8 protein-coding genes are annotated in these 17,168 nt (G+C 54.9%); 4 read left to right on the forward strand and 4 right to left on the reverse strand.

Features of this window, described 5'->3' with window-relative positions; all coding sequences use genetic code 11:
• The first annotated feature begins 362 nt into the window (after nt 1-362).
• Nucleotides 363-6,485, forward strand: a complete 6,123-nt coding sequence (locus tag VN12_RS16715) for an alpha-2-macroglobulin family protein (protein WP_146677904.1) — start codon at nt 363-365, stop codon at nt 6,483-6,485.
• 118 nt (nt 6,486-6,603) lie between these two features.
• Here VN12_RS16715 and ileS read toward each other — a convergent pair whose 3' ends face one another.
• On the reverse strand, nt 6,604-10,086 hold the full coding sequence (gene ileS, locus VN12_RS16720) for an isoleucine--tRNA ligase (RefSeq protein WP_146677905.1): 3,483 nt from the start codon (nt 10,084-10,086) through the stop codon (nt 6,604-6,606).
• Between the two features lie 2 nt (nt 10,087-10,088).
• Nucleotides 10,089-10,613, reverse strand: a complete 525-nt coding sequence (locus VN12_RS16725; RefSeq protein ID WP_146677906.1) for a hypothetical protein — start codon at nt 10,611-10,613, stop codon at nt 10,089-10,091.
• Between the two features lie 578 nt (nt 10,614-11,191).
• On the opposite strand from VN12_RS16725, the gene rny reads away from it, so the two are divergent.
• A complete protein-coding gene (rny, locus tag VN12_RS16730) occupies nt 11,192-12,760 on the forward strand; it encodes a ribonuclease Y (protein WP_146679967.1) in 1,569 nt (522 codons plus the stop codon).
• A gap of 83 nt (nt 12,761-12,843) precedes the next feature.
• Here rny and VN12_RS16735 read toward each other — a convergent pair whose 3' ends face one another.
• Together VN12_RS16735 and VN12_RS16740 are read right to left on the reverse strand one after the other, a co-directional pair.
• Entirely contained in the window at nt 12,844-13,590 is a 747-nt protein-coding gene (locus tag VN12_RS16735; protein WP_146677907.1) for a 2-oxo acid dehydrogenase subunit E2, read from the reverse strand.
• A gap of 9 nt (nt 13,591-13,599) precedes the next feature.
• Nucleotides 13,600-15,477: a peptidylprolyl isomerase gene (locus VN12_RS16740; RefSeq protein ID WP_146677908.1), complete on the reverse strand. Its 1,878-nt coding sequence runs from the start codon at nt 15,475-15,477 to the stop codon at nt 13,600-13,602.
• A 279-nt stretch (nt 15,478-15,756) separates the two neighbouring features.
• Between VN12_RS16740 and trxA the strand changes: the two genes are divergently transcribed.
• Nucleotides 15,757-16,083 carry a thioredoxin gene (trxA, locus tag VN12_RS16745; RefSeq protein ID WP_146677909.1) on the forward strand — a complete coding sequence of 109 codons (327 nt, stop codon included), beginning with the start codon at nt 15,757-15,759 and terminating at the stop codon, nt 16,081-16,083.
• Between the two features lie 158 nt (nt 16,084-16,241).
• Nucleotides 16,242-17,165 (forward strand): N-acetylglucosamine-6-phosphate deacetylase, encoded by a 924-nt coding sequence (locus VN12_RS16750; RefSeq protein WP_146677910.1) that lies wholly within the window; start codon nt 16,242-16,244, stop codon nt 17,163-17,165.
• Nucleotides 17,166-17,168 lie beyond the last annotated feature (3 nt).

Raw genomic sequence — 17,168 nt, forward strand, 5'->3', positions numbered from 1 at the left:
AACCGTCTTGGGTAGGGTATTTGAACAAAAAATCAGAATCTGAACACTCTTAACCGCAGGGCGAATCGAAGCCATCTCGCTCGGATATCTGGGAAAGCCTGGACGAATAGTCAAAACAGTGAAGAGGACTGCGAATCGGAAAGTTCCTCCCAAAGCTCGGTTTTCTGGAACGCCTCTTTCTCCCCAGGAGTCTAACTGTCGTCGCCTCCGGTTTCCCTTCCATTTCGAAGGGCTGGGGCTAAGAAGTGATACGCTCCAGCGTATTTCTGGTAACTTGGATTCCTGCGGCTCCATGGAGCGGGTCGCTTCGGGGGCAAGGTTGCTTCGGGGTCCCCCCTTCTCATCGGTTGGAGTTCGAAAAGATGAAAGTGTGGAAGTCATTGAGAACGCTATCAGTCGCGTCGTTTTGTGCACTAGCGTGCACCGGAACGGTCCTCTGCCTCAGCACAGTCTGGATCACATCTGTCCTGGCCTATCAATCGCCGCAATCACCGAAGCCTCCCCAATCAGAAGGTTGGATCAAAGTGGAAGACGCCATAAAAAAGGGGCTCCCTAAAACCGCTATCGAGCAGCTCGGTCCTATCATCGAGGCGGCGCTGGAAAACAAGCGTTACGCAGAAGCCGTGAGGGGCATCGCGAAGCGGATCGCGTTGGAGACGCAGATCGAAGGCCGGCTTGCCGAAGAAGGAATCCGACTCATGGATTCCCAAATTGAAAAGGGACCAGACGAAATTCGTCCCATCCTGCAAACCCTTCAAGCCCACTACTACTGGACTTACTTCCAACAGAACCGATGGCGGTTCGCGCAGCGGACATCGTCGTCCTCGGCACCCGGTCCCGATTTCACCACCTGGGATTTAAAACGGCTCTTCGAAGAAATCGAGAAACATTATTCTGCCGCTTTGGCCGCAGAAACGCAGCTCCAACAGATCCCGATCGCAACCTACAACGATCTGCTGCCTCCTGGGACATTGCCCGACAACTACCGTCCGACTTTGTTCGATTTCGTCGCTTTCGAAGCACTGGATTTCTACAACGCGGGGGAGCAAGCCGGCGCGAAGGCGCAAGACGCTTTGGAACTTGAAGCCGATTCGGCTCTCTTCGGGTCCACCGAAGATTTCCTCGCTTGGAAGCCTGTTACGACCGATGAAAAGTCGCCCAAGCTGCAAGCGATTCGCCTCTACCAAAAGCTTCTTCGATTCCATGCCGACGATGAAGATCGAAGCGCTTTTCTCGATGCGGATTTGGCTCGACTCCAATTTGGATACGTTCACGCGGTGGGCGACGAAAAATGGGATCGATACGTTGCCGCGTTAAAACGATTCGCCAACGCGCACGCATTGCACGAACTTTCCGCCGAAGCACGTCATCGTTGGGCTCGCCTCTTAATGGAGAAGAGCCAGTTCGTGGAAGCTCGATCGGTTGCTCAAGTAGGTGTGTCAGCCCACCCGGAAAGCGTCGGTGGCAAACACTGCGCGAACCTCATCGCGGAGATCGAGGCCAAGAGTGTTCAAATCACTACCGAGCGTGTTTGGAGCGATCCTCCTTCCGCGATTCGGGTGCTTTATAAAAACATCACCAAAGTGCACTTCCGACTCTATGCGGCGGATTGGAAGGGGCGCGTGCGCGAGACCAAGCAATCCCCCGCTTATCTCCAACCGCCCGAGATCGAAAACCTTTTTCGTTCAACACCCGTTCGCAGTTGGAGCGTCGACCTCCCTGCCACCGAGGATTACAAGCCAACGACTCTGGACTTCGATGCTCCCGATGACTTGCCGTCGGGCTATTACTACCTCTTTGCCAGTCCGCAGGAAGGGTTTCGCGATACCAATAATGTGGTATCCGCGGCTTCGCTTTGGGTCACCAACCTTGGCCTCGTCCTGAATCAAGCTTGGAATTCGGACAAACTCGATGGCTTCGTGGTCGACAATCGCACCGGACTTCCCGTATTCGGCGCGACCGTAACGGCGATGGTGCAAGACCCCCGAAATCGAGGAAATCTGAACGAACAATCCATCGTTACCAATGCTGACGGCCGGTTTACATTCTCCTTGCGCGAGAAGTCTTTGTTCTTGATCGCTCAAAAAGGAAATCAACAACTAGCTGTTCGCGACAATTTGTACGTCGGAACCACTCAGCCAGAGCGTGAACCCGGAATCCAATGCGTTCTGTTTACCGACCGCTCGCTGTTCCGCCCTGGACAAACAGTTCAGTTCAAAGGGGTATGCATGCTCGCAGACCCTAAATCGAATCGTTACAAGGTCGTTCCCAATCACACCGCCACGGTGAGCTTTCGAGATATGAATGGGAACGAAATTGGGAAGCAATCGGTTCGATCCAATGACTTCGGCAGCTTTAGCGGTCTGTTCCAAATTCCCCGCGACCGCGGCACAGGCGCGATGTCTCTCCAAGTCGAAGGTTTAGTCGGAACAACAATTCAGGTCGAAGAGTACAAACGTCCGAAATTCATCGTCGAACTAACCACCCCCGAAACGTCACCAAAATTGAACGAGCCGGTCGTGGTCTCAGGGAAAGCGAACAGCTACACCGGCGTGTCGATCCAGAATGCGAAAGTAACCTATCGCGTCACTCGGGCTGTTCGCTGGCCTATCTGGTTCTCCTCGTTTTACCCCTGGCGAATCCCACCCCAATCGGGCGACCAGCAAGAGATCGCACACGGAACGACAACCACCGATACGGACGGCAAGTTTCAAATCACCTTTGTGGCGAAACCCGATCGAAGTGTTTCCGAAGAGACCAATCCAATCTTCCGCTATGAGATTATCGCGGACATCACCGATTCCACCGGTGAGACACGATCCGATAGCCTGTCCGTCTCGGTTGGCTATGTCGCGATGGAAGTCGGCATCGCTGTCGACGAGTGGCTCACGACAGAGAAACCTGTTTCGTTCGGGATCAAGACGACCTCGTTCGATGGCAAAGCGGTCCCGGCTGCAGGCAAACTGAAAGTCTTTCGCTTGATCGATCCGGAGAGCGTTGTGCGGCCGGATATCCTTGGAGGGGGTGCCCCTATTCCTAGACGCCGTACGATGCAGAGAAGAGGTTTACCCAGCGGAGTCCCGCAAAGGGATGGTCCCAAGGACCTGTCCAATATAGCGAACTGGGAGCAGGGAGAATTGGTATCGGAGAAGGGCTTTGAGTGGAACGACGATTCGCACCCGCCCATCGAACTTCTTCTCGGCAAAGGATCCTATCGCGCAGTCGTCGAAACGAAAGATCGGTTCGGTAAGCCCGTCGAAGCGATCGCGAATTTGCAAGTGATCGACCCAGCTGCGAAATCCCTAGGCCTGAAGATCCCCCATTTATTCCGCGGCGAGAAGTGGAGACTCGAACCGGGCGAAACGTTCCGCGCGGTATGGGGAACGGGCTATGAGAGTGGTCAGGCCTACGTGGAGGTCCTGCACGGGACAGAAGTCTTGCAACGGTTCTGGACCAAGCCCGGGACCACGCAAATTCCCATCGAGCAAGCGATTTCCGAGGGGATGCGAGGTGGTCTGCAAATCCGCGTCATGTTCGTCCGCGAGAACCGATGCTATCTAGAATCACGGACCATCGATGTTCCTTGGACCAATAAAGATCTCAAGCTGCGTTGGGAACGATTGGTCTCCAAATTGGAGCCTGGAAAGAAAGAGAAGTTCAAATTGATTGTGGAGGGGCCTCAAGCATCGAAGGCCATTAGCGAAATGGTTGCTGCGATGTATGACGGTTCGCTCGACGCCTACTATCCCCACCAATGGACGCAGAGGTTCAACGTCTTTCGTCAAAATTACGCTTGGTCGAACTGGGTATTCCAAAACAATCCCGAGGGCTTGATGCCCATCCGCGGCATGTTCGCAGACCGTTTGCAATCGGTCGTTGCGACCTATCGCGACTTTCCTACGGACTTGTTGCTTGGCGGGCGTGGTCCGGGTGCCCCCGGCATGATGTACCGTCGCGGAGGGATGGGAGGCTATGGTGGGGAAGCAGAAATGCGTTTCGGTGCAATGGCCCCTGCGAGCGCCGATTTTGCTTTGGCCGATGCAGAGGGTGCAGGAATGGGTGGCGCCATGGCAAAGAGTTCGCTCGCTCTGGGGGCAGAAGTGAATTCCGGAGGCGCTGCACCTCCCAATGATATACCTAAACCGCAAGTCGATTTGGAGGGAGTTTCACCTCGTAAGAATCTGGCGGAGACCGCGTTCTTCCTTCCGCACGTGACGGCGAACGCCGATGGCGGATATGAGTTGGAATTCACGGTCCCTGAGGCCCTCACATCATGGCGCATCATGGCGTTTTCCCATGACCGCGAACTCAAGAGCGGGTACTTGGAAGCAAAGGTTGTCACGTCCAAAGATTTGATGGTCGAACCCAACCCTCCACGCTTCCTGCGAGAAGGGGACATTCTGGAATTCAGCGTCAAGGTATCGAATACCACTGCGGAGGAACTTTCGGGCAAGGTTGCATTGAGACTGTCGAGCGCAATGCAAGACGAATCGGTCGACGCGGCATTCGGAAACGGAGAGAATGAAAAAGCATTCACGTTGAAGGCCAACGAATCGAAGAGTTTCTCGTGGCGGCTTCAGGTTCCTGACGAATCCCTGCCGATCATCTATCGCGCCATCGGCAGCACCGGCGCGACCTCCGATGGAGAGGAGGGAATGCTCCCCGTACTCTCGAACCGTGTCTTGGTGACCGAGTCGTTGCCTTTGCCTATCCGAGGTAAAACGACCAAAGAATTTGAGCTGAAGAAATTGTTGGAGTCGGCCGGATCGGAAACGATCAAACACCAATCGGTTACGGTTCAGATGGTCTCCCAGCCGTCTTGGTACGCTGTTCTCGCGCTTCCTTACTTGATGGAATATCCCCATCAATGCAGCGAGCAAACGTTCAACCGACTCTACGCCAATACCTTGGCAAACCACATCGCGAAAAGCGATCCAAAGATTCGGCGCGTGCTCGATGTCTGGAAGAATCTCCAGCCTGACGCGCTCCAATCTCCCTTGGAAAAGAACGAAGACTTGAAGTCGGTTCTTATTCAAGAAACACCCTGGTTGCGTGACGCGCAACAGGAAACGCAGGCTCGGCGAAACGTCGGTCTCCTATTCGATGAAACGCGATTAGCCAGTGAGAATGCAAGGGCGATGAAGCAACTCATGGAGATGCAAAACGAGAATGGTATGTGGCCCTGGTTCCCCGGTGGACCGGACAATGAATACCTCTCGCTTTACATCGTCACCGGATTCGGAAGGCTGAAGCATTTGGGAACTGCCGCAGATATCGGACCGGCGGTGCGAGCCCTTAACAGCTTGGACAGCTGGATGAAGAAGAAGCACGATTGGATCTTGACCCATTCGCCGGATCCCACAAAGGACCACCTGTCGTCGACGGTTTGCCTCTATCTTTACGGTCGAAGCTTCTTCATGAACGAGCTTCCAGTCGCCGAAGAAAATCAAAAGGCATTCCAATATTGGCAAGACCAGGCTCGCAAGTATTGGTTGTCGCAAGCTCGTCAATCGCAAGGTCATATCGCCATCGGATTGCACCGGTTAGGGGATCGCGAAACACCCAAGGCGATTCTCAAGAGCATCACAGAGTTCTCTTCTCAGAATGAAGAGATGGGAATGTTCTGGCGAGACCAGGAACAATCCTGGTGGTGGTATCGCGCACCGATCGAGACCCAGGCCTTGATGATCGAAGCCTTCGATGAAGTGGCGAAGGACGCCAAGTCGGTCGAAGAGTGCAAAGTTTGGTTGCTTAAACAAAAGCAAACACAGAACTGGAAGACAACGAAGTCAACCGCCGATGCCGTCTACGCGCTTCTGCTACGCGGTACAAACCTTCTCGCTTCAGATGCCTTGGTCGAAGTCGAGGTTGGGAACGAAAAGATCGAGCCTCAAAATGTCGAGGCAGGAACCGGCTTCTACGAAGAGAAGTTTATCCGCCGAGAGGTCAAACCGGAGTACGGCAAGATCAAGGTTACGAAAACCGATGAGGGGGTTAGCTGGGGAAGCATCCACTGGCAATACCTCGAAGACATCAGCAAAGTAACCCCCTGGGAAGGGACCCCTCTCAAACTTGAGAAGCAGCTTTACAAGAAAGTGCTCACGAAAGAGGGGCCACAGTTGGTTCTGGTCGATGGCCCTGTGGAAATCGGGGACGAATTGGTTTGCCGGATCGTTCTTCGCGTCGATCGGGACATGGAATACGTCCACTTGAAGGACCATCGCGGCAGCGGAACCGAACCGGTGAACGTGCTGAGCCAGTACAAGTACCAAGATGGGCTGGGATACTACGAAAGCACACGCGATACCGCGTCTCACTTCTTCATCGACTACTTGAGCAAAGGGACGTATGTGTTCGAGTACTCGCTGCGGGTTCAACACGCCGGTAAATACCCAAGCGGATTGGCCAGCATCGAGTGCATGTACGCTCCCGAATTCAACAGTCACTCGGGTAGTGTCATGATCGAGGTTCGCGGCAAGCAATAATCTTGCGGAACCTTTCAAACGTTGATGAGCGACTTCCATGCGTGCCATCGAAGTCGCTCACAACCTTGTACCAAAACAATGCACCGAACTCGCTTGTCAAACTCGGTGCAGGTGGTGGTTATGCGGACGCAAAGAGTCCGAGCTGGAGCTCGACATCGGCCAATTCGACGGTGTCCAAAGCGATCCCGTCTGGTGCATTCTCAAACTGAATAGCGGTGCAGAGCGTCTCCGATCGAATGAACTCTTCGTTCTCTCGAACGGCCTCGGTGATGGTCGGCGTGCTGCCCACGATCCAAATAGCAATGCGATCGGTAAAGTTACAGTCCCGCTTTTTGCGAAGGTCTTGAATCAGACGGACAGCGTCTTTGGCAATCCCTCGTCGGATGAGTGCATCGGTTAGTTCCGTGTTGAGCGCCACGACGGCAAACTTGCCTTGCGCTGCGGCCCAACCCTCTTTCGCCTGCATCCGCACTTGAATCTCTTCACCGTCGAGTTCGAGGGTGCGATTCTCAAGCTCGATCGTAATCTTTCCTTCGCGGGTCAGTTCATCCAGCAGTTCAGCCCCGGAAGCATTCCCGAGAGCTTGCTTTAGCTTTGGCAAAAGCGGACCAACCTTAGGCCCTAGCTTTCGGAAATTGGGGTGAACTTGATATTCCACAAACGGGCTTGCGCCGCTGGCGTAATGAATCTCGTCGACATTGAGTTCTTCGCGAACGATGTCGTCGTGCATCTTCAGCCAGTCGATTTGAGAATCGTCTGCCAGCGAAACTTCGACCCGTTGCAACGGTTGTCGCACCTTGAGCTTCGAATCCATCCGCGCTGAACGCCCAAGGGAAGCGATTTCGCGAAGCAAACTCATCCGCTGGTTCAAAACGGCATCCGGTTCGCTGAAGTCACCCGTGGGGTAATCGCACAAGTGAACGCTCTCGCGAACCTGCTGGAGATCTCCCTTGAGATTCTGCCAGAGGGTTTCGGCGAGGAAAGGAGTGAAAGGAGCGATCAGCTTGGTGATCACCACAAACGACTCATAGAGAGTCCAGTAAGCATCCAGCTTGTCTACGGATTGCTTGTCGGGAGCCCAATAACGCGACCGACTTCGGCGTATAAACCAATTGCTCATCGCATCGACGAGAGCGTGGAGGGACTGGCAAGCTCCGTAGCTGTCGTACCGATCCATTCGCTCCGCGACATCTCGACAGGTCGACGCCAACTCGCTCATCATCCAGCGATCCAACTCGCTTCGTTCTGAAATCGGGCGGTAGGTTTTGGCTTGAGCAAGCTCCGCGCTGGAGAGTTGATCCAGCGTACCGGTGATTTCGGATGGACCCGCGAAACCATCGATCTCGGCGTAAATGGAGAAGAAGCTGAAGGAGTTCCAGAGCCGCAGGATGAACTCCGAAATGCTATCCCGGATCGCTCGCTCGCTGTACAGGATCGAATTCCAGGGGGCTTGGTTGGCAAAAAGGTACCAACGGAGCGCGTCGGCACCATATTTGTCAAAGATTTCCTGCGGGCTTCGGTAGTTGCGAAGCTGCTTCGACATCTTGCCCGTCTTGACCGTGTAGTCCGATCCGCAAGCGGCCTTAGCCTCTTCTTCGGTCAGGAATCGCTGTTTGCCATCTTTGCTTTCGTACCACTCCGCCAGCATCAGCCCTAGAACGATGCAGTTCTTAAACGGATGTGGGTAGGATCGTGGCTCACAACCGGTCGGGGCGATCAGCTCTGCCGTATTCTCAGCCGTCTCCTTGTCCGATCGTCCGAAGAGCATCGTGCTAATAGCCAGCTGGCTATAGAACCAACCCCGCGTTTGATCGATCGCTTCGCTGATGAAGTCCGCAGGGAATTGCGATGCGAAGGTTTCTCGGTTTTGATGAGGGTAACCCCACTGCGCGAACGGCATTGCGCCGCTGTCATACCAGCAATCGATCACTTCCGTGACCCGCCGCATTCGGGCGCCGGTCTCGAATGGCGAATCGTAGGTGATCGCGTCGATGTAAGGTTTGTGTACTTTGAGGTCTTCCACCAAGCTCGGGTTGGCTTGCTTCGCTTGAGCCCAGACTTCCGTTCCCGTCACGCCGGGCTTTTGAAGTAATTCCTCATAACTTCCCATCGCCTCCATCTGCCCCGTCCGTTCGCAAACCCAGATGGGGAGGGGAGTACCCCAATAGCGCTCGCGCGATAGAGCCCAGTCGACGTTGGATTCGAGGAAGTTCCCGAATCGCCCCGGACCGATATGCTCAGGCAGCCAACCGATTTGGCGGTTGTTCTCGAGCATCGCGTCGCGGTAGTCGGTAGTGCGAATGAACCAGCTTTCACGCGGGTATTGGATCAAGGGATCTTCAGCGGCTCGCCAACAAAACGGATAGTCGTGCAAGTACTGTTCTTGGTGCCAAAGTTTTCCCGCCTCCTTGAGAGTGCGCTGAAGCGGTTTGTCCGCATCCTTTACCCACACCCCTTGATGGTCTGGGAAATCGGAGGTGAATTTGCCATCGGGACCTACCGCGCAGAGCAGGGGAGGCGTGTTGGATTCGGTAAACCGGGCCCGTTCGTTTGCGAGGACTTCGTAGTCGACTTCACCGAACGCAGGAGCAAGGTGTACGAGGCCTGTTCCAGAATCGATGGTCACAAAATCGGCCGCCACGACGCGCCAGCACGGGCGCTGCGTCCCACCCGTCTTGAGTGAACACTCCGTTGAGCCTAAGTTTTTCGAGTAGCAGTCGAAGGGAGGCTGGTAGTGCAGTCCGACCAACTCGGAGCCTCGGACTGTTTTCGATACGGCAAGCTTTCGTTTCGTTTTCTCCGCAAGGGAATCCACGAGCGCCGCTGCTAGGACGACGGTCTCCCCGGACTCTTCGTCCGTGCAGTATGCGTACTCCAAGTCCGGGTGAACGGCCGCAAACTGATTGCTGGGGAGCGTCCAAGGTGTCGTGGTCCAAACCACCAGGGATGTGTTCGGGGTACCTTCGAGAGGAAAGCGAACATAAACGCTCGGGTCGGCGACTTGGCGGTAGCCTTGCCCAACTTCACCGGAGCTCAATGCGGTTCCACCCTGAGCCCACCACCAAACGATCTTGTGTCCACGATAAAGCAGCCCCCGATCAAACAATGTCTTGAGGGACCACCAGACGCTTTCAATAAAGCTCTGATGGTAGGTCACGTAGGCTTGGGATAGATCGATCCAGAAGCCGAGTCGCTCGGTGACACGCTCCCACTCCTGCATGTACTTCCAGACACTTTGTTGGCATTTTTGGATGAAGCCTTCGATGCCGAATTGCTCGATTTCATCCTTGCCGTGAATGCCGAGTTCCTTGCAGACTTCGACCTCGACCGGGAGGCCGTGGGTGTCCCAGCCCGCTTTGCGATCGCAGCGGTATCCTCGCATGGTTCGGTAGCGAGGAAAGAGATCCTTGATGGCACGCGTTAAACAGTGCCCCGGGTGAGGAAGCCCATTGGCGGTCGGCGGGCCTTCGAAAAAAACGAAGGGTGTACCGTCCTTCCGCAGTTCAAGGCTTTTTTCGTAGGTGCGATGGGACTTCCAAAAAGCGAGGATGTCCTCTTCGAGTTGCGGAAACTTCGTGTCCTGTTTAACAGCTCGGAACATGATTACTCGTCCGCGTCCTCGTTGGGCGTTTCGGCCCCATCCTCTTCGAGCAGTTCGGGGTCCACTTCCTCGGGGACCTCTTCGAAAGCGAAACCATCATCCTTGGGTTCGATTTCGTATTCGTCTTCAAGCTCCTCTTCGAAGTCGTCATCGAAATCATCGTCGAAGTCCTCTTCGTCGAAGTCTTCGAAGGGATCGGACTCCTCGTCTTCCTCCGCTGCATCTTCGTCAGGGATCTCCTCATCCACCTCGTCGTCGTCGTCCCCCCACGAGCTCACCACCGGACGAACCACGGGTGCTTCGGTTTGAAGGGCGAGCTCGAACCAATCCGGTTCGGCCGATGCGGGAGCCAAACAAGCCCCTCCGGCAGTCCCCCTCTGCTTGGAGGCCTTGGGCTGCGGAGCCAGCGGGCAGCGAATGACGAGCAATTCCTCATCGGTTGGGGCCAGGGACGCACAGCCTGAAAGGGTCTCGACCGATTCCATCTCGATCAATTCCGCTTCCGTGGTTTCCAAGAGCAAATTCAAGATCGTGACCGCCGCAAATCGAGGAATGGGACCGTGAAAAACGCATTAGAGTGTTCGTATCCCAGCAGAATGTCAACTGCTGTTCCACCGGTTGTTTCCGCCAAGTCCCGGTTGTGGTAGCATAAGCGAAGTCGGCATAAAAAACCGATGCCCAACTGCAAGAGATTCCAGCAACGAGCGCCGAAGCTGGCGGGCGGACTCCACCTTAATGGGGCTTCACCTGCCATTCTCGGTCTCGTCGTGTCGTTTGCAGGGTTTGCACGTACCATTATTCCTCCTTGTCCACTCTCCTCTTCCGCCCTCGGTGCGAATCGCGTCCCCCGACACCGGTGGCGTGCCCTGTCCTAATATTGAGTCGCGGTTCTCCTCCGGTTCGTCACATGAAGGAGGGGTGATGCCGCGAATCGGGCCTAGGGACGGAGTCTGACCGCCAGGAGGATAAGCCCTTCGCTCGTCCTTCAACCGCGACTGGCCCCTGAGAATCATTTCCTAATCGGCGCAGGAAGCCCGCCGCGAACCATAGAAAGCAAATTGTGTTGAAACTAACCGCAACCCTGGATCGGCTGCAGTTTTTCATCTTGGCCGCAGATTCATCCAGCAGTACGACTGTCACTGCGATTGTGTTCCTCGTCGGAGTCGCCCTCGGGGCGGGGGCGCTGTACCTCATCAACTACCTGCAAGGCCGGGATGCGAAGTCGCAGTCCCAAAGACTGCTCGACCAAACCAAACTCGATTGCGAGAATTTGGTGAAAACAGCAGAACTGGAAAAGAAGGAAAAACTGCTTCAGCTCCAAAGCAAATTCGACAGCGAAAACCAAAAACAAAAGGACGAGCTTCGCAAACGAGAATCGGAGCTCGATCGAAAAGAAGCGTCGATCAAGCAGTCGTCGGACGATCTCCGCAAGCAAGAAAAATTCGTTGAAAACAACCAACGCAAAGTCGCGGAACGGATGGAGGATGTTAATCGGAAATCGGATCAATACAACAAACTGATCCAGCAGGCTCAATCCGACCTCCAACGCATGACCGGCATGTCGATCGACGAAGCGAAGAAACAACTCCTGTCCGTCCTGGAACGCGATCTCCAAGGCGAGATGGGCTCCGTGATCCTCAAACACGAGAAACGTGTAAGCGAAGTGGCCCAGCAGAAGGCCCAGGACATCCTCCTGACCGCTATGCAGCGGTACGCCTCGGCCCATACCTCGGAAAGCACCACCAGCACCGTCGACATCCCTAACGATGACATGAAAGGACGCATCATCGGCCGGGAAGGTCGCAATATTCGGGCCTTCGAAAAGGTTTCTGGATGCGATCTGATCATCGATGACACCCCCGGTGTAGTGATCGTGAGCGGCTTCGATCCCGTTCGACGCGAAATTGCCCGCTCGGCGATGGAGAAGCTTGTCACCGACGGCCGCATCCACCCGACGCGAATCGAGGAAATCGTCGCTGCAAGCGAAAAGCAGATGGAGAGTTTCATTCGCCGCAAAGGAGAAGAAGCCGCCCAAGAGGTCAACATCCAAGGTCTTCACGACCGCACGATCGACATGCTGGGACGCCTCCATTTCCGAACTAGCTACTCGCAAAACGTCCTGCGACACAGCGTGGAAGTCGCTTTCTTGTCCGGATTGATGGCCGAGATGATCGGGCTGGACCCACAACTTGCTCGCCGCGCAGGCCTCTTGCACGATATCGGCAAGGCAGCGGACCACGAGCTCGAGGGGGGACACCCCAAAATCGGAGCGGATATCCTCAAACGCAACGGTGAAAACGACATCGTCGTTCACGCCGCGCTCGGACACCATGATCAGCTCACCACCGAATACCCCTATACCCTCCTGGTCGCCACCGCAGACGCTTGCAGCGCTTCCCGCCCCGGAGCGCGACGAGAATCTCTCGAGCGCTACATCAAACGAATGGAAGAGCTCGAATCGATCGCTAAGAATTTCCAAGGGGTCGAGCAAGCGTTCGCGATTCAGGCAGGTCGCGAGTTGCGAGTGATCGTTTCATCCAAAAACACCGATGATTCCATCGCAGCTAAGGTCTGTCGCGATATCGCCAAAGCGTTCGAAGAACAACTCACTTACCCAGGGGAAATCAAAGTGACGGTCGTGCGTGAATCGAGGTTTACCGAAGTCGCCCGTTAAGCTCACGATGGTATCAACAACGGCCATCGTTCTCTGTTTCGGAGAACGATGATTCGGAGAACGATGATTCAGAGAACGTTGATTCAGAGAACGTCGCTGGATGCTGACGAATTTAGCTCTTTCACGATCTCGGTTGTCAACCATTCCTCCAGCCGAGCCAGTGCTTGTGCGCCCAGCATTCCATCCATCATGCGATGGTCGCATAGCAACACGACGTCCATTGTCCCTCGCTCGGTCAACGGCCCCATGGCGAGGCTGGTGGATGTCACCAGCGGATGGTAAGCGTTCAAGCAGCCTTGCCCACCCAGGCTGGATATGGAAAACGTCCCCACGTGCTTTGCTCTTTTTCGGCCGCTCCACCGCATGCCCCACCACCATGCGAGCCTGCGAAGAGGTACCGGAAACGACTCGAGGATCAAACCATCCTTGTAGACTTCCTTAAGAGGAGCGGTCACCAATCGACCTAAATCCCTCTGAATCTCGATGAGAGATAGCGATTCAGGATTTCGTAACTGCCCCCATATCAAACGTTCGTTTCCGTTGGCATCCAAGCGATGGACCGACACCGATGCGACGGAATGGGGATGACGATATAGATGTCGAATCGGATAGCTGACAAAAAGATCTCTCAGCGAGGGCGCTTCGGTGCAGATCATTGCAAAAGATTTGAGAAACAAGGCAGTCCAGCCGATTTTCACCGGACTTCCTTTTCTCGCGTGTTCCACCGATGCAAGCTGAAACGTTCGGTGGATCGGGAATGCAGGCACCGTTCGCGAAGCAGCCAATATATCCAGCACCGTCAAACGGTGCCGGGGAAACCGAAGTCGCATGCTTCAACCTTATTTGGGTTGCTGCTCCAAGACTTGTTGGGCTTCGCGCAGATCCTGCGAACTAACCCGACTCTTCTTCAAATCGCTGAAATCGACAATCTGAGCATCTTCTCGAAGCTTGCTAAGGCATTGATCCATTGCAATACGATGTTTCTTCTCTTCGATTTCACGTTGTAACTCCGTTCGGATCGCTGTGTTCAAGGTGCTGACCACCGGCTTGGTAAAGCCCTGCGACTTGAGGATCACATAGCGCCCGTTCACTTCGATGATTCCAGAAAGTGCGCCCGGTTGAAGCTCGAAAGCTGCTTTCTCGAGCGTGGGTTGCCCACCGTTGCGACGCAAAGGCGGAACCTTTCCAAAGTTGCTGCGCGAGCTGTCTTCCACCGAGTATTGGCTAGCCAGTTCACCGAAGAATTGTTCGCTCGGATTGTTGCGAGCCATTTCCCAAACTTGCTGTGCCGTTCGTTGATTGCTAAGCACGATAGCCAGGACTTCGGCGCGGGGTCCGTAGTTGGCATCGAATCCCTTTTGAATATCCTCGTCGGTCACCGCTACTTTTCCAGCTGTCAATTTTTTGAGAGCAACCGTCGGCCAAATCACATCGCGAACATAAAGTTCGGGAGTCATATTGTCCTCTTGCTCGATGCTTTCCAGCAATTGCGGGATGTCAGCGGACCCGTCCGCTTTAGCGAATCCGAAGTACTGAGCAGCCCGATGAATCTCCTGATCGATATCGGCTTGGGAAATCTGCAATTGGGCTTTGGTCAGCGCCCCCTCAATCAGCTTTCGATTGATTTCCCCGTCCAGGATTTTCTTACCGAATCGCTTCACGCAGGCATTGTCGTAGGTTTCCATTTGAATGGCTTGCTGATTGACGATGGCTGCAACCCCCGGGTATTGCCGTTCCATCTCCAGCTTGCCATGCACGACCGTGATGGAGCTCTTTTCACGGAGAGTCAAATAGACTTGCTCTGCCGATTCGCGAAGTTTGCGATCCTCCAACTCGGTCTTGATCCTAGTCTGGATTTCTTGCATCTGAGCTTGCGGTGGATTGGCGGGCGGGATGTGCTGCACGCATTGCAGAATGACGTACATTTCCCCGGCGCTGAGGATCTTAGAGACTTCATTGGTTTGCAGGGCGAAGGCAACGTTCTCGAGTTCTTCGTCTCCCGTGAATCGCCGAATGGGGGGGAGCAATCCCTCGACGCTTGCGCTCGCAGGATCCTCGCTGTGGTCCTTCGCGAGCACCTTAAACAGCTCGGGCTTCTCGGTCGCTTGCTTTTGAAGCTGAGCCAATTTGGCTTGATCTTTACAAGCGATCATGCGGACTTTGACCTTGGGCCCGAACTCGCCTTGAAATTCTCGATCGATTTCTTGCGGAGTGACGGCAATCGCGTCCTTGGCGAGCGATCGCAAAGCCAGCATCGGCCAAATGATGTCCGCTGCGTACTGCTCGGGTGAGATGTCCCGTTCATCTTCGATGAGCTTGAGGTACATCTTGGTCGTAAGATTGAACTTGCTCGCCGTCCTCGCAATTTCTGCTTCGATGTCTTTTTCGCTGATAACGATGTTTTGAGCCTGGCATGCCTGCATGATCACCGTCTTATTGATCAAGTCCTCCAGGATCTCTTCACCGAATCGAAGTCGGCATTGGGTCGCAAGCTCGGAGATCGAGATCGGCTGGCCATTTACGACCGCAGCGACACGCGGTGCACCCGCAGCGGCAGGCGTGGAGGGGGCGTTTTTGGCGGAGGTAGGGGTTGCGCTGACGGCGCGACCCCGATTTCCCGAGGATTGGTCCTGAGCGAAACCAGGTGTCCCGATCAAAAGAGTCGAGAGCAACGCGGCTCGGAATCCAAGGCGGCGAAGTTGGTAAATTGTTGGCATGGTTAGCTTCCTCCGTGAAACCAAGGGGGCCTGGGTGCCCTGCAATGGGTGCGTTTTCGCAATCAAATCCGTTGTTTGCTCGCGCAGTGAAATATGCGTAGTCCAGGGAATGTACGAGGAACGCGTTGCGAGGGTCAATATCAAGTCGCCGCGGAACTCCTAAGGATTCCGGTCGAATGGCACGGCACCTGCACTACTGCGAACTCCTTTTGTCTTGTATAAATCTGGCAGCCGGCGGGTGTTCCCCGATGTCACTTACTGAATGGAAAGGTTCTCCTCATGGGCAACGCAGCAGAATTCACAGAACAAGGATTCGACTCCGACGTTCTTCAATCCTCACAACCCGTCCTCGTCGACTTTTGGGCAACTTGGTGCGGGCCATGCCGACAGATCGCTCCGCTTATCGACGAGTTAGCAGTGAAATTCGACGGCAGCGTTCGCATTGGCAAAGTCAATGTTGAAGACCACCCCGAATTGGCACAGCGCTACGGCATCAACGCGATCCCAACCCTCCTGTTGTTCAAAGAAGGGGAGATCATCGAGCGATTTCAAGGAATTCCGCCCCGAACGAAGCTCGAGGCTGCCCTGGAAAGCGCCAAGGCCTAGCGCCTACGCGTCTGGATCAGGCGCATCTAACTCCAAAATTTGATTCGGAGCAGCGAAAGCTGCCCCGATAGGAGAGGCGAGACGCTCGTTGCCGGTTGAAACACCGTTCCTGCAACTCGCGTCTCGCCACTCTTGCTTTCACTCTCGGATCGTCCGCAATGCGAACTATCGATATCCAAGTCAACGGCGCCTTTGGGATCGACTTCAACGACGACAACCTGGACCTGGATTCTTTTTCCCACGCATGCCAAAAACTCGCCGCATCCGGCGTCCAACAGTTCTTTCCGACCCTGATCACCGCGCCCCACGATGCACTCCTCCGGCGCGTCTCGAAAATTGCAGGATGGGTGACTGCGGATAGTCAATTGCAGGCATGCGTAGGTGGGCTGCATATCGAAGGGCCGTTTATTTCTCCCAAACCAGGTTACCGCGGAACGCACCCGCTCGACGCGATAAGACCAGTCTGCCTCGAGTTCCTAAAGGAAATGGTGGAGGCGGGCCGCGGCTTGGTTCGGCAAGTCACCTTAGCGCCGGAAGAAGATCCCCAGTTCCTTGGCACGCGATGGCTCGCCGATCAAGGCATTGTTCCTTTCGCAGGGCATACCGACGCATCGCTCGAACAATTGCGAGGGGCCATTGATCAAGGACTTCAAGGCTTCACACATCTAGGTAACGGATGCGCTCTCGAGGTATCACGCCATGACAACATACTGCACCGCGTATTGGCTTGCAGGTCCGAACTTGTCGTGTCATTCATCGCCGATGGTATCCACGCTCCCTTCTGGCTACTGAAAACTTGGTTGGAACTCTTTGGTCCGGATCGAGTCATTGTCACCAGCGACGCGATGAGCGCAGCCGGCATGCCTCCAGGGGAGTACCTGATCGGTGGCCAACCTATTCTGGTTGATGAATCGCGAAGAACCCGTCACCGCGATCACCAATACTTGGCCGGCTCCGCATCCCTATTGCAAGACATGGAAAACTTGGGCCCACAATGGATCCGCGACTGGTCTGAGGTGAAGGAGCGACTCTTCTGCGAGAATGCGAGAAAACTCTTCCGACTCCCAGGGACACCACAGTAAGCC

Origin of the sequence: Pirellula sp. SH-Sr6A (assembly GCF_001610875.1) — a bacterium.
GTDB lineage: Bacteria > Planctomycetota > Planctomycetia > Pirellulales > Pirellulaceae > JBKCUI01.